At 49.4% G+C, this 21,349-nt stretch carries 17 protein-coding genes; 14 read left to right on the forward strand and 3 right to left on the reverse strand.

Annotated elements, in window-relative coordinates; all coding sequences use genetic code 11:
- The first annotated feature begins 14 nt into the window (after positions 1-14).
- Positions 15-2,291 carry a beta-glucosidase gene (locus tag ACPV3A_RS35240; protein WP_426204503.1) on the forward strand — a complete coding sequence of 759 codons (2,277 nt, stop codon included), beginning with the start codon at positions 15-17 and terminating at the stop codon, positions 2,289-2,291.
- Positions 2,292-2,577: 286 nt separating this feature from the next.
- Entirely contained in the window at positions 2,578-3,984 is a 1,407-nt protein-coding gene (locus ACPV3A_RS35245; protein ID WP_426204505.1) for a PQQ-binding-like beta-propeller repeat protein, read from the forward strand.
- Between the two features lie 107 nt (positions 3,985-4,091).
- On the opposite strand, the gene ACPV3A_RS35250 is transcribed toward ACPV3A_RS35245, so the two are convergent.
- Together ACPV3A_RS35250 and ACPV3A_RS35255 are read right to left on the reverse strand one after the other, a co-directional pair.
- The gene (locus ACPV3A_RS35250) at positions 4,092-4,271 is read right to left on the reverse strand and encodes an H-type small acid-soluble spore protein (RefSeq protein ID WP_194543134.1); all 180 of its coding nucleotides are present in this window, start codon (positions 4,269-4,271) and stop codon (positions 4,092-4,094) included.
- A gap of 11 nt (positions 4,272-4,282) precedes the next feature.
- Positions 4,283-4,453, reverse strand: coding sequence for a hypothetical protein (locus tag ACPV3A_RS35255; RefSeq protein WP_194543133.1), 171 nt, complete (start codon positions 4,451-4,453; stop codon positions 4,283-4,285).
- A gap of 147 nt (positions 4,454-4,600) precedes the next feature.
- Between ACPV3A_RS35255 and ACPV3A_RS35260 the strand changes: the two genes are divergently transcribed.
- The 5 genes from ACPV3A_RS35260 to ACPV3A_RS35280 all read left to right on the forward strand — a co-directional run bounded on the left by ACPV3A_RS35260 (position 4,601) and on the right by ACPV3A_RS35280 (position 9,142).
- Positions 4,601-5,587, forward strand: a complete 987-nt coding sequence (locus tag ACPV3A_RS35260) for a phosphotransferase enzyme family protein (RefSeq protein ID WP_339294087.1) — start codon at positions 4,601-4,603, stop codon at positions 5,585-5,587.
- A 35-nt stretch (positions 5,588-5,622) separates the two neighbouring features.
- Positions 5,623-6,261 carry a hypothetical protein gene (locus tag ACPV3A_RS35265; protein ID WP_194543131.1) on the forward strand — a complete coding sequence of 213 codons (639 nt, stop codon included), beginning with the start codon at positions 5,623-5,625 and terminating at the stop codon, positions 6,259-6,261.
- 125 nt (positions 6,262-6,386) lie between these two features.
- Positions 6,387-7,121, forward strand: coding sequence for a class I SAM-dependent methyltransferase (locus ACPV3A_RS35270; protein ID WP_339294086.1), 735 nt, complete (start codon positions 6,387-6,389; stop codon positions 7,119-7,121).
- 180 nt (positions 7,122-7,301) lie between these two features.
- The gene (locus ACPV3A_RS35275; RefSeq protein ID WP_426204518.1) at positions 7,302-7,847 is read left to right on the forward strand and encodes an RNA polymerase sigma factor; all 546 of its coding nucleotides are present in this window, start codon (positions 7,302-7,304) and stop codon (positions 7,845-7,847) included.
- Entirely contained in the window at positions 7,844-9,142 is a 1,299-nt protein-coding gene (locus ACPV3A_RS35280) for a hypothetical protein (protein WP_426204508.1), read from the forward strand. Before ACPV3A_RS35275 ends, ACPV3A_RS35280 begins: the two co-directional genes overlap by 4 nt.
- Positions 9,143-9,372: 230 nt before the next feature.
- Here ACPV3A_RS35280 and ACPV3A_RS35285 read toward each other — a convergent pair whose 3' ends face one another.
- On the reverse strand, positions 9,373-10,974 hold the full coding sequence (locus ACPV3A_RS35285; protein ID WP_426204510.1) for a sialidase family protein: 1,602 nt from the start codon (positions 10,972-10,974) through the stop codon (positions 9,373-9,375).
- 131 nt (positions 10,975-11,105) lie between these two features.
- On the opposite strand from ACPV3A_RS35285, the gene ACPV3A_RS35290 reads away from it, so the two are divergent.
- The 7 genes from ACPV3A_RS35290 to ACPV3A_RS35320 all read left to right on the forward strand — a co-directional run bounded on the left by ACPV3A_RS35290 (position 11,106) and on the right by ACPV3A_RS35320 (position 21,147).
- Positions 11,106-12,161: a GntR family transcriptional regulator gene (locus ACPV3A_RS35290; protein WP_426204512.1), complete on the forward strand. Its 1,056-nt coding sequence runs from the start codon at positions 11,106-11,108 to the stop codon at positions 12,159-12,161.
- Between the two features lie 275 nt (positions 12,162-12,436).
- Positions 12,437-13,513 (forward strand): GntR family transcriptional regulator, encoded by a 1,077-nt coding sequence (locus ACPV3A_RS35295; RefSeq protein WP_339217803.1) that lies wholly within the window; start codon positions 12,437-12,439, stop codon positions 13,511-13,513.
- 118 nt (positions 13,514-13,631) lie between these two features.
- Positions 13,632-15,014, forward strand: coding sequence for an ABC transporter substrate-binding protein (locus ACPV3A_RS35300; RefSeq protein ID WP_194543125.1), 1,383 nt, complete (start codon positions 13,632-13,634; stop codon positions 15,012-15,014).
- A gap of 101 nt (positions 15,015-15,115) precedes the next feature.
- Positions 15,116-16,009 (forward strand): carbohydrate ABC transporter permease, encoded by an 894-nt coding sequence (locus ACPV3A_RS35305; protein WP_071218449.1) that lies wholly within the window; start codon positions 15,116-15,118, stop codon positions 16,007-16,009.
- A gap of 11 nt (positions 16,010-16,020) precedes the next feature.
- Positions 16,021-16,857, forward strand: a complete 837-nt coding sequence (locus ACPV3A_RS35310; protein ID WP_113058931.1) for a carbohydrate ABC transporter permease — start codon at positions 16,021-16,023, stop codon at positions 16,855-16,857.
- Positions 16,858-16,862: 5 nt separating this feature from the next.
- On the forward strand, positions 16,863-19,343 hold the full coding sequence (locus ACPV3A_RS35315; RefSeq protein ID WP_426204515.1) for a family 43 glycosylhydrolase: 2,481 nt from the start codon (positions 16,863-16,865) through the stop codon (positions 19,341-19,343).
- A gap of 37 nt (positions 19,344-19,380) precedes the next feature.
- Positions 19,381-21,147 (forward strand): glycoside hydrolase family 2 protein, encoded by a 1,767-nt coding sequence (locus tag ACPV3A_RS35320; RefSeq protein ID WP_194543123.1) that lies wholly within the window; start codon positions 19,381-19,383, stop codon positions 21,145-21,147.
- Positions 21,148-21,349 lie beyond the last annotated feature (202 nt).

The raw sequence follows: 21,349 nt of genomic DNA on the forward strand, positions 1-21,349 counted from the left end.
AAGGGTGGAAGTAAATGAATGCATCGATTAACGAATTGATAAAGGAAATGTCACTTACTGAGAAAGCATCCCTCTGTGCGGGATTAAATATGTGGATGACCAAGGGCATCGAGAGACTCAATATTCCGGCGGTTCATATGTATGACGGAACGAACGGGATCCGCAAAACGAACAGTGACGATGAAATGGGGATTACGACAGAGAATGTTCCGGCAACTTGTTATCCCACGGGCGCGGCTATCGGTTCTTCGTGGAATACGGAACTGCTGCACGAAGTCGGGGAAGCACTTGGTAATGAATCCAAAGAGATGGGCGTAGAATTGCTGCTCGGCCCAGGAATCAACATGAAACGGACTCCGCTTGGGGGAAGAAATTTCGAATATTACTCCGAAGATCCTTGCCTGACAGGGGAACTGGGCGCTGCTTTCATCAATGGCCTCCAGAGCAAAGGAGTTGGGGCGTCACTTAAACACTTTGCTTGCAACAACCAGGAATTCGAGAAAATGGTGACGAGTTCAGAAGTAGACGAACGGACGCTGCGCGAAATTTATTTAAGCGCCTTTGAACGAATTATTAAGAAATCGGATCCCTGGACCGTCATGTGCTCCTATAATTTGCTCAATGGCTCGTATACCAGCGAGAATGAACACCTATTGCATGATATCTTGAGAGAAGAATGGGGATACGAGGGGGTTGTCATCTCAGACTGGACGGCCGTGAATGATCGGATTCGCGGGCTGAAAGCAGGACTTGATCTCGAAATGCCGGGACCTGCCGGTTATAACACGAAAGCGATTATCAAAGCCGTTGAGAGCGGAGCTCTTGCAGAAGAGCAGCTCAATAAAAGCGTTGCCCGTATTCTAAAACTCGTAGAACGTGTAACGGGTATGGAGGAAGCTGTTCCGGCATCCGATATGGAGTACCACAATCTTGCGAGAAAAGCTGCAGCAGAAAGCATTGTGCTTCTTAAGAATGAGAATGGCATCCTTCCGATTCATGCGGAGTCAACCCATTCCATTGCGGTTATCGGCCGTTTTGCCAAAAAACCTAGAATTCAAGGAGCCGGCAGCGCAAAAGTAACGCCTACACGCGTTGATATTCCATTTGAAGAAATGAAGGCGTTGGCTGGAGCTTCCGTTGAGTTGAGTTATGCTGAGGGTTACCCTGAAGATGACTCTGTCCATGAGGAAATGATCAAGGAAAGTGTCGCATTGGCGGCAAAATCTGATGTCGCAGTCATATTCGTTGGCCAGCCTGAATACGCAGAATCCGAGATGCGTGATTTGAAGGGCATTGATTTGCCGGAACAGCAGATCCTGCTTATTCAAGCGATTGCAGCCGTACAACCGAAGTGTATTGTGGTGACCAGCAGTGGAACAGCTTTGGCGATGCGTCCTTGGGTTCAGCATGTTCCCGCTGTCATTCACTCATGGCTTTCCGGACAAGGCATGGGTAAAGCGATTGCGGAAATCATGTTTGGACAGGTGAGTCCTTCCGGTAAATTGTCCGAGACGTTTCCGGTTAAGCTTTCAGACAATCCTTCGCATATGAGGATCCGCGGTGAAAACGGCAAGCTGTATTATCGTGAAGGGCTGTTCATCGGCTATCGATACTACGATAGGAAAGAACTCGCTCCGCAGTTTCCGTTTGGCCATGGCTTATCCTACACTTCATTTGCCTATAAGGATATGAAGGCAGCTCAAACGGAAACAGGGATCACGGTCTCTTTCTGGCTGGAGAATATCGGAAACCGAACAGGGAAAGAGGTCGTTCAGCTTTACGTGCATGACGAAGAATGCACATGGACGCGTCCGGAGAAAGAATTGAAGGCATTTTCTAAAATCGAGTTGGCTCCTGGGGAGAAACAACAGATCGTCTTTGAACTTGAAGAGAGAGACTTTGCCTATTACAATACCAAATATAACCGCTGGGTAGCGGAGAGCGGTTATTTCCAAATTGCGCTTGGCAGCTCTTCCCGCGATATAAGAATTACGGAGCGATTGTATTGTGATTTTGGAAAGGAAGAAGTATCATTTCATAAATTCAGCCTGATTAGCGATTGGATTAGCGATCCGATTGCGAAATCGGTACTGGAAGAATGTCTGGACGATATGAACCAGCATGTCGTAGAAAAGATTTATCTCAATGATGAATTCGTCGGATTCTGGGAAGATGGCCCACTCATTAAAATATTGCAAATGTATGGCCAAACTTGGTTGGGTGACCGGTCACCTGATGAGATCATTGAAGAGCTTATAAGAAGAGTTTATGAGCGACGCGTTAACATGTAAGACAATATAATATCCCTCATAAAAGCTTGGGATCCTGTTCAGGATCCCAAGCTTTTTTAGTATTCAAAATGGCGTAGTCACCATAATTAGGACTTGTATTGCAAAATGCTAGAAACAAGCTTCGATGGTAGCGGCTGGGGAGAATATGGCATCCATCCCGACAAACTCCTTGCGAAGCTCGTTTTAGATCATTAAAGATTATTTAGAGCTCGCTTGGAACTTTATCCCTTCTTTGAGCGTTATATTGGTCGTAAGCAAGAAGCCATAACAAATGGGAGGGGAATTCATGCTTAACATCAAGAAGAAACAATCAAGTATAAGCCTCAAAGCTCGATTACGATGGCGTCTCATTGCAAGCATCGCTGCAGGCATACTTACTGTCCAGGGCGCATTGGTAGTACCACCTTCGCAAGTGAATGCAGAAACGGCCGATGTTTCGGTACGCAACTGGCATTATTCATCAACAATCGAGGTACCCGAACTGAAGCCTTCCTGGACGGTAAAGGTGGACAATTATCTGAATATGGGCGAGAACGATGTTTCAGGTCACCAGGCAATTGCTGAAGAGGGGAAGGTATTTGCATTCGCAGGAAACAAACTCATCGCCATGGATGCCAGGACAGGCAAGCGGTTGTGGAGCTACGGTAAAGACCTGAAACCTTATATTGTTTATGATAAAGGCGTTATTTACGGCCTATCGGCAGGTCAGAAGCCATACGCGCTGAATGCAAAGACAGGCAAATTGAAATGGCAGTCGAACACATCCATCTTTATGGATGCGCACCTGCGAACGGAAGCGCTGGTGCCGACTAATGATACGCTCTATGCAATCAAAGGGAGCGCAACTTTCGCTTTTGATAAGGCAACAGGAAAGCTTCGGTGGAAAATGAATGAGCCGTCAGGAGAAGGAAACGGCACGGATTACCTTCAGGAGGCGGATGGAGTCATCCTTCGGACGTTCTATGTACAAGGAGCACTAACATCCATTCAACTGAATGCGTATGACAAAAAGACGGGCAAGAAGTTATGGGACCATTTTGGTCAGGGAGAAGCGCTTCAAATCAAAGACAATCTCGTGTATTCGGTTGACTATTATTCTCCATTGCTGGCTGATTATCAGTCGCTTCCGGACCGCAAATGGATCGTAAACGTATATAATCTTAAGACAGGCGTAAAGAAGAGCAACCGAGAGTATAGCTGGAAGATGACGGGGGAGCCGCCATATGAGTACGGCGGAGGCAGTTTATTTATGAACCAAGGGAAGTTATACATGGATCAGGGCAATAAGGTAGCCGAATACAAATTTGACACCTATAAGAAAGGTGAGGTTCCTCTGCGAACTTTTCCTCGCCCTTATGGGGGCGACTGGGAGTTGATCGGACTGGTTCAGGAACGGCTGATTTTCAATAACAGATCGACTGGTGAGCTGGCCGGTACCAAACTTGCAAATGGTCAACGGATCGGATGGAACGGCGATGCACCTGCTGCGCAGATTGATGTGTATGGGAAAGGATTATACCGGGCACAGCGTAACGGTACACTACTCGGCATCAACTTGATGACATCCCGGCCAGTCTTTAAAGTAACGACTGGATCAGATTTACACGAGTCGACCCTAAAGACGAACGGTATGATCATCATCCAAGCAGAGGGGGAGCTCCTCGGAGTAAAGGTACCGGCATCGTTGAAATAAAGGAATAGCTTGTGTGCTACTAGAATCATAACAAAATCCCACCGACGAGTCTGGATGGGATTTTGTTATTTCGGGTTTGATTATATTAGGGTGAATGTCTTCTATACTTATGGATGCTCGGTGAGACTGGATAAAGGGACGGTCATTTCCTGCTCCGAGTTTCCGATCGGATAGACGCGGGCAGTTTCATCCTCATTGACATGCTGGATAAAGATAGGGGTATCCTGATAAGTTACATTTTTCATAATGGCCGATTTCGAAATTTCAATCGCTCTTTGTTTGTTCATGACATAGCTCCTTATTTTGAAGGGTCTTTCAATGGATCAACCCGGCGTTGAGAGGCTTTTTTTATGTCTTGATCCAGTTTCGATTGTCCTTGAATGTCTTCGGCAGCCTCCATTTGATTATTCAGCTGTTGTTCTACTTGTCCAATCCCGTGCGCTTCTTGATGCTGTTTACTCTTCGCCAAAACGATCCCTCCATGTTGTGATAACTTTGTAATCTCTGCATTACTACAATGCACCAAACGAATCGAACTTATACGGCTGTTTGCGTGCGTTCGCGAAGGGTATCTTCCGAAATCATAAGGATCTTAATAAGAATGGAGGCATTATGAATGGCAAGCTCGAAGATATTGCTTCAAGCCGCGGAATCTTTTGAATTTAATATAAGGACGTTAATCTTCCTGAGCAACTCGACCAATGAAGTATATCGTTTTACTAAGGGTGATCAATCCTATATCTTGCGGTTATCTCAGAAATCACACGAGTATGCACCGAAGATCAGGGCGGAGATGGATTGGCTTTATTACTTAGTAAAGAACGGTGTACGTGCTTCATTACCCATTCATACATGTAATCATGAATCAATGGCCGTGTTCTATGATGAAGATAAGTGGTATATCGCAACTGCTTTTCACGAGGCAGCAGGTCGTTTTTTTGATAAACACAATGAGCAGTTATGGGGCCCGAAGATATTCAGGAATTGGGGAGAAACCATGGGAAGGATGCATAGACTGTCGACATCATATGAACCACCTGACATCCTTGGGAAGAGAGACACCTGGAGTAGAAGAAGTATGAATAATCCTCATCTGCAGCGAGGCCATTTCTATATGCTTCTTGAAAAATTGATTTCCATGGAAAGTACGATTGATTCACTGCCGAGGGGGAGCGATTCGTTTGGACTGATACATCATGACTTTCATCCGTATAATTTTTTTATCAACAACAGTGAAATAACGGTCTTTGACTTTGACGATAGTATCTATGGCTGGTTTTCGTTAGACATTGCAATAGCAGCCACTCATGCCGTTTGGTGGGGAGTGCATGCAGAAGATCGTGTCACCAAAAGCAGGTTTGCCCAACAGTTCTTGCATGAATTCCTCATGGGTTACGAGAAGGAACACCAGCTCTCCGAATACTGGAAACGAACAATCCCCTTGTTTATGGAGTATAGAAATATTTGTTCTTACTTCTGGTGGTTAAGTGAATGGAATGGTGATGAGAGCAGCTTTACAGAGGACCAACGGAATGCAATAGACTACGCTGTTAAGCTGATTGAAAGAGGTTTGCCTTTTGATGGCTGCGATATTCAAGTGTAGCACCGTCGATAGCATAGATTAAAGGAGGTAGTGCATTGAGATTTAAAGCGTGTATTTTGATTGTCTTCATGATTCTAACGGGGTGCTTTGCAGGAACCAAAGAGCAGATCTCACCTGAGAACAATTCGGCAGCTGCCGAGATCCAATTGACACCCGTGGATTTGTTCCAAGGGGACGCAGCAAAGTTTAAGTTATTCCTCGGTCCGATGACGGGTGCATTTACATTAAAGTATGAGGGAAATAAACCTAATGTCAGCTTGGATATTGATATTTGGAAGAACGGGCAGAAGGTAGATTCGGCAGGGTCGATCGGAGATTTGTTTTACAGTTCGGACGAGCAAAAGGACAGCAACGAAGTAGAACTAATCATATCCGTGGACACGGAATCCAAAGAAGGTCTCGAGGAGTTCAGAAAGATTAAAGTCAACACCAATTCCCATTCGGGATCAAGCCTGACTACCTTTACCATTCCTTGGGACAAAACGTTGATGGCACAAGGATTGATTCAGGATACGCGCCCACGTTCGTTTACGATCGATCAGCCGGTACATGTATTTGGCATGCATGCTACAAGTTCTAATGAAATACATACAGCGGACCTTACAACGGATTCGTTAAGAAAAACGGAGTGGGCACTTGTGTTCACCTTGCGTCTGAATGAAGATATGGAATAAACGGTTTGAGTTAGAATGATTGATCCAAGATCACGTTTAAAGCAGAAAAAAGTCTGGCGTTGAGAAATGTAAATAGGCTCAATATAATGGGGTGGAATTACAAAAACGTGAAGGGGAGATTTAAGTTGAAGCAAAACAAGTATGACGATCAGGGATTTTTTGAAAATTACAATCAACTCCCCCGTTCCATCAAAGGATTAGAAGGTGCAGGAGAATGGCGTGCCTTTCGATCGATGTTTCCGGATCTTAGTGATAAAAAGGTGCTTGATCTCGGCTGCGGATTCGGGTGGCACTGCAGGTACGTAAGAGAGCAGCATGCGAGGTCTGTGGTCGGGGTGGATATCTCAAGGAACATGCTGGAGAGGGCAAGATTGATGACCGATGACACGAATATAGAATATGTGCAGTCCGCAATAGAGGACTATGACTACCCTGCTAACGAGTTTGATGTCGTGATTAGTTCGCTTGCACTTCATTACATTCGTGATTTCGAGGATATCTGTAAAAAGGTATATCAGAGTCTAACGGTTGGAGGTTCGTTTGTCTTTTCAGTTGAACACCCAGTGTTTACTGCTGTGGCCGAACAAGATTGGTATTATAGCCCGGACGGGAAGAAGCTGCATTGGCCTTTGGATCACTACCATGAGGAAGGAGGACGTCAATCTAGATTTCTTGATCATGATGTTACCAAGTACCATCGGAATATAGCCACACAGATAAATGCGTTAGTGAAAACCGGATTCCAGTTTAGGGAAATGTCTGAACTTAAACCAGAACGCGAGCAGATTGAGGATCCGGAATGGCATGACGCATTAAGGCGCCCCATTTTCTTATTGATCGCCGCAGATAAGCAGGTCTGACTAGCTTGAGCAAAATAAACAGAGGGACACCTAAACAGGTGTCTTTTTTGGTTCACGAGGAGAATCGGTTAAGGTGACGGTCATTCATTATGAAACGCCGGATAATATTCATTGGAATTCGGGAACTTTCATCGACCTTAAGGAGTCTGTTTTGGTAAGGGGGCGAACAGCTTGAGGGAAATGCAGATGCAGCATTCTGCGGAACTGAATATATCGGACATACGGACGCTGATGGAATTCTACGGTGAGGATGTCTGGAATTATGCTTACGTGATCACCAGAAATACATATACGGCAGACGATGTCGCGCAGGATGTGTTTATTAAAGCTTATCAAAAGGTTGCCTTCTTTCGCGGGGAGGCTTCCGTCAAAACCTGGCTGCTTAAAATTACTCGAAACACTGCGCTTTCCTATCTGAAACGAGCGTTTTTGCGCAGAGTGGTGCTGATCGGCGATCGTTCGCCGGGTGATGGACTGAACGGGACGACGTCTTCGCCATCTGCCGAGTCGGAGTATTTGAAACGGGAGGAAGCGGATGAGCTGTGGCAGGAGGTTCTAAAGCTGCCCGGTAAATTTCGAGACCCCCTCGTGTTGAGTGTGCATCATCAGCTATCCATAGAGGAAATATCCGGCATTACCGGTCTTTCGCCAGGGACGGTAAAGTCTAGAATTTACAGAGCCAAACAGAAGGTTGCCGCCAGATTCGGAAGGAGCGAACGACGATGAATGAATGGAAGCCGGATTGGAACCAGAGACTGGCCAGACCCCCTTTTAAGAATCGGCGCTTTGGGGCTGACATGATGGAGGCCGTGGAGAAACGGCTTAAAGTTGTTGAAAAAAATCGATCCCGCTTTGGATGGAGCCGAGCCGCTGTGGTTATCGTTCCAGCTTTGCTGCTTGTGCTCGGCGTTGGGGTCTGGTTCGGAAACCAGGCCCCATCTATTCCCCAACCGGTAGCTCCAAGTCCAGGTAATCTAGTTACACAGGGGGGAGGAACGTTTGAATCCAGCTTCTTACTTGGGGGTGGAGGCGACTTCGATTGGTGGAACCTTGCGAAAAATGAAGTCAAACAGGCTAACGACCGTACGATTGTGACACTGGCCGCAGCACTCTTACAGCGAGAGCTGGGCATCTGGGGAGGCCCATCGCCTGACATATGGGAGCATTCCGAGGTGAAATGGCCGCTTGACCGCTATGATGTGTCCAGCCCTTGGGTGTATGAAGTGCACGTAAAGGAGATAAACGCAGAAGAAGCACAAACTGTATATCAACTTCGTCTGCTGCTGCGGGATTCGATTCCGATGACGTATGAGGAAACGATAGACGTTACCATCCGTAACGATTCACATAAAATCTCGCTTATTGAGCAAATAGACATAGACGAAACGGGAGCGCCTATGAATGAAATCAAGGCTCAGGGGAATACCGTGATATTAAAGGAGGATGCGGAGATTGGCCTGAAGATTACAGGAACTCTGGTTCAAAAAGAAGGGATGATCCGCTCCATCCACGTTCAGTATGGCGACATGGAACACACCTTTCATGATTGGAAGAATGTGAGCAACGAAACCTACTATCCGGACGTTGCTTTGCTGCCTGCAAAAAACAACAAGGAGGATGTCCTTGCAATCATTTTGACAACCGGTTACGGTACCAGCATTAGAGAATCGGAGTTGAAACTTCTGACAGAAAATTTTAGACAAGTGATGTCAGCCGATCCGGTGCTTGCGGTAAAATCCAGACTTAGCTATAGTGCGACAGCAGAAGCGGGAAAACGGATCTTTCAATTCACGCTGGACGGGGTAACTCGCACATTTGAATATATGGAGGAAGACGCGGGATTTTGGCTGGATCAGCCCGCGCTTGGCAACATGGTTAGGTATTACGTTGAGGGAGGCATCTTATATGCATCGGTGCCGATACAGGTTTCGCCTGGCGAATTCCCGGTCGCGGTCCGGCTGCGGTACGAATACGACGGTAAAGCATTTCTTGTGTCGGAAGCCATGTATGGAGAGATGTAAGCCGGCGAGATCAAGGGATGATCATTCATACAACGAATATTGACATAGGGCATGAAGGAGATTTATTTGCTGACTATAATGAGAAGGGGCCGTCCTATGTCATCTATGATGACTTATGGACGACCCTGGAACTAAAGTAAAACCAACTTTAATGCATCCTTAACTGCTTCCATCGTTGAATGGATTCATTTCATTTAGACGATTGATTTTAGCCGGAAGTTATATTCCTGTCAGTTTCGGAAGAACTCGACCTGATCGATATCCGCCCATTGGGAAGAGGACGAATTGGATACGTAAAATCCGATCGTTGCCTTTCCGCTCGTCACTTGAATATTGGATATCGTGACAGGCGTCCACGCCGTCGTCACCGGACACCCGGTTTGAAGCATGCTGCCTCCATACTCCTTCACTTCCATGACACAGCTGTTCTGGCCTCCGCTGCTGCGCATGCGTGCTCGCATCGTATACGTGCCGTTATCGAGACCGCTAATCGTCTGTCCGACATATGCGGTCGAAGGTCCGCTTGTGCCTGCGAGACCGACAAAGTATGAGCCTTCGGCAGCGGGAAGTCCAACGCCGTCATTGGCTCCATGAATAAGAATCCGATTCGGGTAATCATCGCCGTACGTAGTCCAGCCCGCCACATTGGCTGTTTCAAAGCCGGGATTGTTAACCAGATTGGTTTGCGGCGGTGTTACGGTATGCCCGAAGCGCAGATAGATGCCGTTTGACGGATAAGTTGCGCTGGTGACGGCAGCAACACGAGTGGAATCAACGGCCATTAGCGCATTCCAGTTGGAGGATTTCGTATCAGATACCGGAAACACGTTGGTTTTGTACTGCCATGACGCGCCGTTATCGGAGCTGATCATCGTAAACATCGATGAGTAAGGATCCCCCGTGTTGGCGCTGCTTTCATCTGTTTGGAATGCAGCCATAAGACGACCGTCGGCGAGCTTAACGACGAACGGAGCGCCCGCTTTTTTGCCATTGCCGCTGGGCACGTACATCGTTTGACGGGGAACCGACCAATTGAAGCCGTCCGGCGAAATTTTATATTTGATGACAAAAGGGTGGCCGGCAACGTCCGAGGCTTCGAAAACGGTTATATACCGCCCGTCGTTCATTTGCGTGATGACCGGCATGCCGTCGCGGGAGCCGGCGGCAACTCCGTCACTGACCGTGATCCGGCTGCCCCAGCCGCTTCCGTTCCAGATCTTCATATACAAATTTTGCAGGCCGGTCGTTCCGACCGCTGCCGGACTGTCGTCCGCATAAAGCACGGCAATCGTGCCGTTGATCATATCCAAATGCGGCTCCCACAAACCTTTAAAGCTGGAGGCGGTTGAACTCCCGATCAATCCGCCCGGTAAATCGCTCCAGGTGTGACCACCGTCGAGACTTCGCCGGACATTAAGCTGGATCTCATAGGTGGAGCCATTCTGAACGACCTGCCGATAGGCTAACCAGATTTCCCCGCTCGGCAGCCTTAACATTTGACCGTTCCCCACATTGCCCGCGGTGCTTGAAACAGCTGTGACCGGAGTGCTCCATGTATAGCCGCCGTCCTGCGTTCTGGAGACCACAATGCGCGTGTTGCCACCGCCAGCGTTGGTGTCGAAGGATACGAGCCACTCGCTTGGCGTAAGCTTGAGCAGCCTTGGGTACCATACGCCTCCCGATGGCGGCGTATAGATGGCAATCTGCTGCGAAGCCCATGCCATGCCTGATGAAGCGGCATGAACCGGCGACAATGGAATTGCCGTTAGAGCAAGTGCAAGCATAACAATGAACGAAAGTGGTTTCTTCCAGAAGCCTGTGTTCCGTTTCATATGCAATTAACCTCCCAACCCGAATTAGAAAGCGCTTTCTAAAATGGATTGTATCGTAATTAATATCATTTAAGATATACTAAATATATATTATTTTTCATTCGGGACTGACATAAAAAGAGAGGTCAGACATGGAGCAACCGTTATATAAACGTATTCAGAACGATATACGCCAGCGCATTCAGAGCGGCGAGCTGCAAGCAGGAGCCTTGATACCTTCGGAGAAGGACTTGGCCCAGCGGTACGGTGTAAGCCAGATTACATCCAAAAACGCGCTCAACGGTTTGGTGGAGGAAGGCTTGTTAGTGCGATATCGGGGAAAGGGCACCTTCGTTCGGGAGCTGGTCATTCCGGAAGAGCCGCATCTACAGTCGGGTACGAAAAAGACGATCGCGATTATTTTGCCGACGATGAAAACCAAGATCGACCAGCAGCTGCTGGACGGTCTGGAACGCTATTGTACGGATAGGGGATACGATCTTGTGATTCGCATTACACGCGAGTCACAAGAGGAAGAATACCGAGCGATCAAGCAGTTCCAGGAACGAGGAGTCGACGGGTTCATCATTTTCCCTGTCGAGCAGGAAAGCTACAATAACGCGATTCTGCGCTTGTCGCTCGACCGGGTTCCCTTGGTGCTTGTTGACCGTTTCTTGAAAGAGATCAAGGCGTACAGCGTCAGTTCGGACAATTATGCAGGCGTTCGGGAAGCTATATCCAGTCTGCTTGCTGCTGGGCACATGCGCATTGCCTTCCTGTCACCGGAAATTACAAATTCGGTTACGGACGAAAGAGCCAAAGGCTTCGAGGCCGCTTTCATGGAACAAGGCTTGCCTATAGACAAGACACTGTGGTGCATGATGGATTTGGAAACCATAGCAGAGGGGAACGGGCAACGGGAGGTCGTTCGTTTCCTGAGCGAACAGCGCGATATCACTGCCGTCTTTGCCGTTAACGCGGAATTGGCCCGCTATGCCCATTATGCCATTCGGGAGATTTGGAAGGGGGCGGGGAACGAACCTCAGCTGGCCGCGTTTGACGATCCGGATCTTGATGGCATTCCTTTCATCCGTCAGCAATTGGATGAAGTAAGTCGGCGTGTCGTCGATTTGCTGTCAGAACAATTGTCCGGTACGCACGAGCCAAGGCGTGAAGTCGTACCAGTCCAGTGGATAAGGCCGGAATGATCTCGACTTCACCTAGTACAATTTAAGAATCAATGAAATAGCCCGCCAAGAAACGGTCTGAACTAAGTTCAGACCGTTTCTTTTTTTGAAGATATCAGAAAGTATAAATTTCGAAGCTTGGGCATTTCCCGATATCGCAAGAAAAAGATCCTATAAAGGCAGTCAGACTCCTTTACGAATCCTCTCGATTGATGTTTTAGTCATTTACAAAAGCGAAGTTATATTATAATAATATACTAAATATACTATTTAAATTATAAAGGTTGTGATGGGCATTGAAATCTCTGCCGCTATACAAAAAAATACAGGAAGATATCAAGCGGCTGATCGCCATCGGCAAGCTGCGGGAAGGCGACCGGGTCCCTTCGGAGAAGGAACTGTCCGAACGTTACCGCGTCAGTCAAATTACAAGCAAAAATGCGCTGGTTGGACTGATGGAGGAAGGCTTGCTCGTCCGGATTCAAGGCAAGGGCACTTTTGTCATGAGCAAGCCGGAGCACGCCACGGCGATTGATCAGTTGGGAGAATGGACGGCAGGTCCGGGCAAAAGCGGGCGGATCGGGTTAGTGCTGCCGACTATGAAAACGAAAGTGGACCAGCGTTTTTTGGATAACATCGAGAAATATGCGTCTGCCGCAGGCTATGAAGTGATGCTGAGAATTACGCGCGAATCCCAACTCGAGGAATCCAAGGTCATCTCGTCCTTTCTCAAGCAAGGGGTGGACGGCATGATCATTTTTCCGGTTGAAAACGAGACCTACAACGATTCGATTCTGAGGCTCTCGCTGGACCGTTTCCCCTTCGTTCTGATCGACCGGTTCTTGAAGGAGATCAAGACGTACAGTGTAAGCTCGGATAACGTAAACGGCACAAGGGAAGCCGTTGAATATTTGCTTAACAAAGGCCATTCGTCTATCGCGTTCATCTCTCCCGAAATTACGAATACGGTGACGGACGAGAGGGCCCAAGGGTTTGAGCAGGCATTTCTGGAGCATGGATTGTCGATCGACAAAAGCTTATGGTGTCTCCTCCCGCTGGATGAGATCGCATCGGGTCAATCCGTCGAACACATCAGAGTGTTTATAGATGACAATCCCCATATTACCGGCATCATTACGGCCAATACGGAGCTGTGCAGAAATGCCTATAAAGCGGCAGTTGCATCGCGTAGGCAGGTGCCGGACGAACTGGAGCTGATCACGTTCGATCCGCCGGATCTGCCGAATGTGCCGTACATCCGCCAAAACGAGGAGGAGATGTGCCGGTTGACCGTAGAGCTGCTAATTGAGCAGATCGAAGGGGCTTTTGAGGCGAGAAGAATCGTGGTGCCGGTCATGCTGGTGAAAGAATAAGGGGAAAGATGGAAAAACAAATTTTATACTAAATATAGTATATAAAATTATATTATTATAAGTTACTATGATTTCGTAAAGCGCTTACACCACATCTTTTAAAGAAGAGGGGAATCGCATGAAATCGAAGAACAAATTCGCAGGCATGATCATGCTGCTGCTGATGTTCGCGTTAACCGCTTGCAGCGGCGGCAATGGACCAAATGACGGGGCTGCACCAACCACCCCGGACACTTCGTCACCAGGCAATGAAGCTTCCGCCGGGAAGGACCCTAAAGAACCTGTAACGATTGAGTTTATGGGCCACGGCAATCCGAACGAAAAAAAGATTTTCGAAAAGCTGATCGCTTCCTTCGAGGAGAAGAACCCGCACGTCACCGTTAAATACACTTCGGTACCGCCAGGCGAATACTCGCAGAAGATGACGACGCTGATCAGCTCCGGCAAGGTTCCGGACGTATTCTACGTCGGGGGCCCCGAGTTTTACCGCTTCGCGGAAGCCGGAACGCTTCTCAACATTCAGTCCTATCTGGATAAGACCTCGTTGTTTAATCCCGATAACGTATGGAAGCAGGCGATGGACCGCTACCGCTTTGACGGCAGCAAGGTTGGCGCCGGAGATGTGTACGGACTGCCGAAGGACGTAGGACCATGGTCATTTGTCTATAACAAGGATTTGTTTGACGAAGCGGGGGTGCCTTACCCTTCCGCAACGGCAGGGGAATGGACCTGGGACGACATGCTGGAAGCAGCCCAAAAGCTGACAGTCGACGATAACGGCGACGGAAAGCCCGATCAATATGGTGTAGGCGCTTACAGCCTGGAATCTGCGGTGTGGGGCAACGGCGGTGAATATATCGATTACGCCACCGGCACGGTAAAGGTGAACGAGCCCGAATTTTATGAGGCGATGCAATTTGTTGCTGACCTGAACCTGAAGCATAAGGTCAGCCCGAATCAGGAAGCCGAGCAAGCGATGAATGCATATACCCGCTTTATTAACGGCCAACTGGCGATGTTTGCGATGGGCCCTTGGGATCAGCCTGCATTCTGGGAGCTGCCTTTCGGTTGGGACATTGCGGCGTGGCCGGCAAGCCCGAATACGGGAGAAACGGCGACCTGGCTCGGCTCGATGGGATTTGCCGTTTCGGCCAAATCCAAACACCCGCAGGAAGCGTTCGACTTGGCGGCCTTCCTGTCCCTGGATGAGCAAGGGCAGCGCGAAAACTACCAGCTCGGTCAAGCGGTTCCTAATCTGATCGACATGGCGGAAGGCGAATTTAAGGAAATGGACAAAGGACCTCAGACACGTCAAGTATTCCTCGATATTATCCAAGATTACGGACGTCCGGACGTGGTAGCTTTCTCTAAGGATACGCAATGGATGGATATGTTCAACCAGAACGCGAGCAAAGTATGGAACGGTGAGATGTCGGCGAAAGACTTTACGGCCCAGATCCAGCCGAAGATGCAGGAGCTGTACGACAAAGGCAATAAATAATGCCGTCAGGGCAGGTGGCGTCAATTATTCATATCGGCGCCCCCCGCCGTACGGATATCCTGTCATGTCATAACGAAATACAGGCGAAGGTGGAATGAAATATGGGTACCAAGCTTGGCGGGTATCGCAGAAGAGAGCTGGCGTGGTTGTATCTGTTTGTCGCTCCGCCAGTTCTCGGGTTTCTTTTGTTCGGCCTTGTGCCGATCTTGTTCTCGATCTATATCAGTTTTCACAAATGGGATATGCTTACCGATCCGCAGTGGACGGGGCTCGCAAACTATAAGGATCTATTGAAAGACGAGAAAGTGTTCAAATCGTTGTACAATACAGTCTATTTGATGATCGGCATTCCGCTCGGCATGATACTGTCGATGCTGCTGGCCATATTGATGAACCGCAAATTCGCCGGCATCTCGTTCATGCGAACGATCTATTACCTTCCGGTCATATCGCCGATTATCGCGGTATCCCTGCTGTGGCAGTGGATTTTGAATCAGGATTACGGATTGCTCAACAACTTTCTGTGGGAAACATTCGGCATCACGGGGCCTAACTGGCTGGGCAAGCCGGAGTGGGTGAAGCCTTCGCTCATCCTGATCGGGCTGTGGAGCGGCATCGGCGGGAACATGGTGCTGTATCTTGCAGGATTGCAATCGATCTCCTCGACGTATTATGAGGCTGCGGAAATCGATGGCGCTGGTGCATGGCACAAGCTGACGCGAATTACGATCCCGCTGCTCACGCCGATTCATTTTTTTGTCATCGTTATGGGCATCATCGGTGCGTTCCAGTCATTCAGCCAGATTTACGTGCTTGCGGTGGATGGCGGACCGGAATACAGCGGCGCTACGGTCGTCTACTACATTTTCCAGCATGCGTTCGAGTACTTCAACATGGGCTATGCCAGCGCGGTGGCCTGGGTACTGGGCATTCTCATCTTTATCGTCACGCTCATTCAATTTAAGCTTTCCAATCGATGGGTTTACCAAGACTAGGGGGGAAATCTGTGAAACGGGAAAAAATGACGGACCTCTGGTCGCTGCTGCTGTTGTTATGCGGTTCGATCTTTATGGTCGCACCGTTCATATGGACCATATCGACCTCGTTAAAGGATCGGCGAAACGTATTTGAAATTCCTCCACAATGGATTCCCGATCCGTTTACGTTCGACAACTATGCGAAGGTTTGGCTGGAGTCGCCCTTGCTGCATGGATTTATGAACAGCTTGATCATCGTGGTGATCGTCCTGACGATCGGGATGCTGATATCCGCGATGTCGGCCTATGCCTTTGGCAAATTCGAATTTCCTTACAAAGGCATGCTGTTCATGGGTTTGCTCGGGACGATGATGATTCCGTATTCGGTCGTTATGATACCGCAGTATATCGGATTCTCCAGGCTGGATTGGGTGGATACACTGCTGCCGCTCATCATACCTGGCCTGTTCGGCAACATCGTTGTCATCTTTTTCATCCGCCAATATTTGCAAAGCGCGATGCCAACGGAATTGATTGAAGCGGCGAAGATCGACGGCTGCAGCTTTCCGGGCATTTTCTTCAAGATCGCGCTGCCGATCATGAAGCCCGCGCTCGCCGCCCAAGCTGCCCTCGGCTTTATGGGCATCTGGAACGATTTTCTCGGTCCGCTGATTTACCTGCATACGCCCGAGAAGCAAACGATTCAAGTGCTGATCGCTTCCATGCAGGCGATGTACATTGGCCAGTCGGATTATCCGATGATCATGGCCGCCGCCATCATCGCCATGGTGCCGGTGATCATCGTGTTCTTTTTTTGCCAACGATACTTTATCGAGTCGATGGCAATCAGCGGAATCAAGGGGTGAGACACATGCCAATAAGTATGCCGCGCCTGTCGAAGATCGTTTGTTGTCTTGGCATGTTAGGATTAGCGGCCGGATTGGCATTGTCGGGATGCGATTCAAGAACGAAACCGGAGGCGGTCGATTTGGACATTTACAACGAAAAGATGTACGCCAATCCTTTTCCTTCCCTAGAGGAAGAATGGGAGGATTACGGCAACGGTGACCCGTATATACTGCGGCATGACGGCCGCTATTATCTGTATGTAAGTACAAAGGATCACCGGACGGGCATCAAGGCGTGGATATCGGACAATCTGGTTGATTGGAGGTATGCGGGTCTAGTGACGGAGGATCCCGTATCGACCGGCGCCTACGCACCTGAAGTGATTTACTGGAACGGCTGGTTCTATCTCTACACGTCTCCGGCAGGAAAGGGGCATTATGTGTTTCGCAGCGAATCGCCGACAGGCCCGTTCGAACGGATCTCCGACAACGTTGGGATGAGCATTGACGGCTCGGTATTTATCGACGATGACGGCTCCTGGCTGTTCACCCATGCTGGTTCGTCGGGCATTGTCGGCGTTCCAATGGATGATCCCGCCGAATTCGGGGTGGGCCAGACGATCCCAGGGCCCTATCTGGGGCATTGGACGGAAGGGTCCATGATCATCAAACGGAACGGAACCTATTACATGACCTATACTGGGAATCATGTATTCAGCAAAGGCTACCGCATTCATTATGCCGTGTCGCATGATTCGGCGCTAGGTCCGTACACCATTCCGGCCAACAACCCGCTCGTCATCAGCACTAAGCCGGACTTTTACGGGCTTGGCCACAGCTCGACGGTAATGGGGCCCGATCTGGATTCCTATTATCTCGTCTATCATAACTTGACGGGAAGATCCCAGGAGGGCCCGCCCGTACGTCGGATGAACATCGACCGGCTTGTATTCAACGGAGACAAGATGGAGATTCTGGGGCCTACGAATTACGATCAGCCCGTCCCGGGAGGGCCGGTCTTTGCTGATAGGCTGGACGCAGAAGCCATCGATCAAAGCCGCTGGGAAGCAGCGGATTCTGGAGGAAGTGCACAAATCATTAGCAAGGTGAGCACGGATGGAGTCTTTACTGCCGAATATAACTTGGTTCCATCGAAGGCCCCCGTTGCCGCGTTGTTTGCGTATCAGGACGCGAATCAATACGGGTTCGCCGAAATCGATCCGGAGCAAAACGGGTTATCCTTAGGCAGAATGCAGGACGGCAGCCGCAAGGTGCTTGCCACGGTGGAGCTTCCCGCAGATACGGATTGGTCCAAGCTGCACACGATTCGCGTCGAGCGCGGAGAAGATCGGCTGCGCGTTTATCTGGACGGCGTTCTGAAGCTGGATCAATCGGCGGTACCGTTCGGACCAGGTAAAATCGGTTATCAGTACCAAACCGGCGAGCCGAGCTTTTCGTATACGGCATTCTCGAATCACGCCTCCGGCAGCAGCGACTTCGAAACGGCCAAGCCGCTTCCCGGCAGCATGGAAGCCGTACACTACTTAAGCGGTGAAGGCAGAGGCTTCTCGGTCCGCCACCCATCGGAAGCAGGCGCATGGCGCGGTTCGGACGGTACGGCGATTAAGATGGCTGAGGATGGAAGCTATTCGGTTTCGCTGACGGATAAAGGCGACTGGTTGCGTTATGCCGTGAACGTGTCGGAATCCGGAACGTATGCGCTGGACCTGATGATCAAGGCCGGAATGGGGCCGACATCCTTCAAGCTGCTCGTGGACGATAAGAAGGTCGAAAACTATAAAGTTGACGGCAGCCATTACTCGGGTAGCGCTAGCGAACCTTGGGTTAAAATTCGGGCTGGGTCTCTAAAGCTCGAAAAGGGATTACATAGCCTTGCCATTCAATTGGACAGCGACCATACGATGGAATGGAAAACGATGGACTTCGAGCTGGTCGACATGCAAACGTTCAAATTGGAGAATCTTCTGGAACAAACAAGCTCCGAGGATGTTCACGGCCAATGGATCGAAACGGACGGCGGGTATGCCGGCGCGGCCAATTCCGATGCCAAGATGTATGGCGGAAGCCCCCTTTGGACCGATTATCGCATCCGAACGACCGTGAAGCTGGGCGACGATCCGTCCGGTCAGGCGGGTGTGCTCTTTCGAGTGACTAACGAGTCGGATTTCCGGGATCAAGTGAGTGATTCGCTAATGGGATATTTCCTTGCGGTCAGCGCTACGAAGCTTGAGCTGTACAAACATAATTACGATTCCGAATTACTGCATAGCGTCAAGGTTTCGCTGAAAGCGAACGAGCCGACAAGCTTGCGAATTGAAGCGGTACGAGGCACGATTCGCGTATATGTGCAGGACGGGGAAGAGCCGATCCTGACATATGATGATCCCCGGGCATTCATGCAGGGGAGAGTAGGCCTGCGATCGGTTCATGCAGAGCAGATCGAGCTCGGCGACTTAACGGTGGAATCCATGGGTACGAAATAGAAACGATAAACTAACAGAAGATGGAGAGTGGAACATAATGTCTAGCTCGCACAAATATATTAAAGACTATCCTAGACCGCAATTGGTGCGTGAAAACTGGGAAAATCTGAACGGGGAATGGGATTTCCGTTTTGACGATGCACGGGAAGGGGAGAGCGGCAAGTGGTACGACCGTCTTGAAGCCGACCGCAAAATTACGGTCCCCTTCGCGTTCGAGACGAAAGCAAGCGGCATTGCGGATGAATCATTCCATCCCTGCGTATGGTATGAGCGGATGGTTGCCATACCCGCCAAGGAAGCAGGCAAACGTATCCTGCTGCATTTTCAAGCGGTCGATTACTCGGCGACCCTGTGGGTCAACGGACACAAAGTCGGCACGCATGAGGGCGGATACGCAGCCTTTTCCTTTGACATTACCGAAGCGGTTGAGGTCGGCCGGGAGAACCGGATTACCGTTCGAGCCGTGGACAGCAACAGCTGTACCCAACCGCGAGGCAAGCAGCGGTGGATGCAGGACAACTTCGGTTGCTGGTACGTGCAGACGACAGGGATATGGCAGACGGTATGGATGGAGTATGTGAATCCGATTCATATCAACCGGGTAAAAATAACGCCGGAGCTGGAACGCGGGTCGGCAAACTTCTGTTACGAACTGGGTAACGCTGGGCAGGACTACAACGGATTGACCCTGCAGACCATCATCCGGTTTGACGGTAAGCTGATCCGGTCGACGGAAACGAGCGTAGAGCGCGGCACCGTAGCAGTTGACGTGAGCGTTGTTAACGAGGCCGTGGGCGAGTGGAAGATCAAGCCGTGGCATCCGAACCATCCGAATTTATACGACGTCGAGATGATTCTGAAGCAAAACGGAAAGCCGGTCGACACGGCCTATTCTTATTTCGGCATGCGGAGCATCCGGATCGTAGGCGATCAGGTCATACTGAATCATACGCCGATCTATCAGAGACTGCTGCTGGACCAGGGCTATTGGAACGATACGCATTTGACGCCTCCATCGGAGGAAGCGCTGCTGGAAGACATCGACAAAACGCTGGCCCTCGGCTTTAACGGTGTGCGCAAGCATCAGAAGCTGGAGGATCCCCGGTACTTATATTGGTGCGATCGCAAAGGGCTGCTGGTATGGTCGGAGATGCCGTCAACCTACGAATTCGGGGACGATGCGGTTGAGCGATTCACGAATGAGTGGATGGCTGTCGTCCGACAGCATTACAATCATCCTTCCATCATTGCATGGGTACCGTTCAACGAGTCCTGGGGGATAACTGACATCGCCACCGACCGCAAGCAGCAGCAATTTACGGAGTCGATCTATCATTTGACCAAGGCATTCGACCAGATGCGGCCGGTCATCGTGAACGACGGCTGGGAACATACGATTTCGGATATCATTACACTCCACGATTATGAAGAGATAGGCGCTATGCTGGAAGAGCGATATCGGGACAAAGACGCGCTGTTGGGCAATAAATTCGCGCATAACACGCATCGTTATCCATTCGCGCAGGGGTATGGCTATCGAGGCCAGCCTGTGATCATCAGCGAATACGGCGGCATCGCCTTTACAAGCGAAGAGGGCTGGGGCTACGGCAATCAAGTTCGTAACGAGGATGAATTTTTGAAGCGATACGAAGGAATTACGCAAGCGATTAAAAATTTGCCATACGTGAGCGGATTCTGCTATACGCAAATTACGGACGTTCAGCAGGAAGTGAACGGCTTGCTGACGATCGAGCGCAAACCGAAAGTGAATATGGAAGCGATTCGAAGCATTAACCTGGCGTAATCGAAGTCGGAGACGTATTTCGGCTATTCACGCATGATTGAAAAAAAACTCACCCTAGGGTGAGTTCAGGCTGTCGAGAAAGTCTCGACAGCTATTTTTTGCGTATTTAATTCAACACGACACCGCGTTAATATTGTATAATATTTGTAAATAAACCGTTCGGAAGGGTGTTAAATATGTTGCGTTCTAACCGAGAAAAACA

Origin of the sequence: Paenibacillus sp. Dod16, from assembly GCF_049893405.1 — a bacterium.
Classification (GTDB): Bacteria; Bacillota; Bacilli; order Paenibacillales; family Paenibacillaceae; genus Paenibacillus_AQ.

What these genes read in the sequence shown, in the direction of transcription:
- ACPV3A_RS35320 (WP_194543123.1), top strand. Translation starts at nt 19,381, where the DNA reads ATGTCTAGCTCGCACAAATATATTAAAGACTATCCTAGACCGCAATTG.
- ACPV3A_RS35285 (WP_426204510.1), bottom strand. Translation starts at nt 10,974, where the DNA reads ATGAAACGGAACACAGGCTTCTGGAAGAAACCACTTTCGTTCATTGTT.
- ACPV3A_RS35305 (WP_071218449.1), top strand. Translation starts at nt 15,116, where the DNA reads ATGGGTACCAAGCTTGGCGGGTATCGCAGAAGAGAGCTGGCGTGGTTG.
- ACPV3A_RS35250 (WP_194543134.1), bottom strand. Translation starts at nt 4,271, where the DNA reads ATGAACAAACAAAGAGCGATTGAAATTTCGAAATCGGCCATTATGAAA.
- ACPV3A_RS35260 (WP_339294087.1), top strand. Translation starts at nt 4,601, where the DNA reads ATGGCAAGCTCGAAGATATTGCTTCAAGCCGCGGAATCTTTTGAATTT.
- ACPV3A_RS35280 (WP_426204508.1), top strand. Translation starts at nt 7,844, where the DNA reads ATGAATGAATGGAAGCCGGATTGGAACCAGAGACTGGCCAGACCCCCT.
- ACPV3A_RS35275 (WP_426204518.1), top strand. Translation starts at nt 7,302, where the DNA reads ATGCAGATGCAGCATTCTGCGGAACTGAATATATCGGACATACGGACG.
- ACPV3A_RS35245 (WP_426204505.1), top strand. Translation starts at nt 2,578, where the DNA reads ATGCTTAACATCAAGAAGAAACAATCAAGTATAAGCCTCAAAGCTCGA.
- ACPV3A_RS35240 (WP_426204503.1), top strand. Translation starts at nt 15, where the DNA reads ATGAATGCATCGATTAACGAATTGATAAAGGAAATGTCACTTACTGAG.
- ACPV3A_RS35300 (WP_194543125.1), top strand. Translation starts at nt 13,632, where the DNA reads ATGAAATCGAAGAACAAATTCGCAGGCATGATCATGCTGCTGCTGATG.
- ACPV3A_RS35290 (WP_426204512.1), top strand. Translation starts at nt 11,106, where the DNA reads ATGGAGCAACCGTTATATAAACGTATTCAGAACGATATACGCCAGCGC.
- ACPV3A_RS35315 (WP_426204515.1), top strand. Translation starts at nt 16,863, where the DNA reads ATGCCAATAAGTATGCCGCGCCTGTCGAAGATCGTTTGTTGTCTTGGC.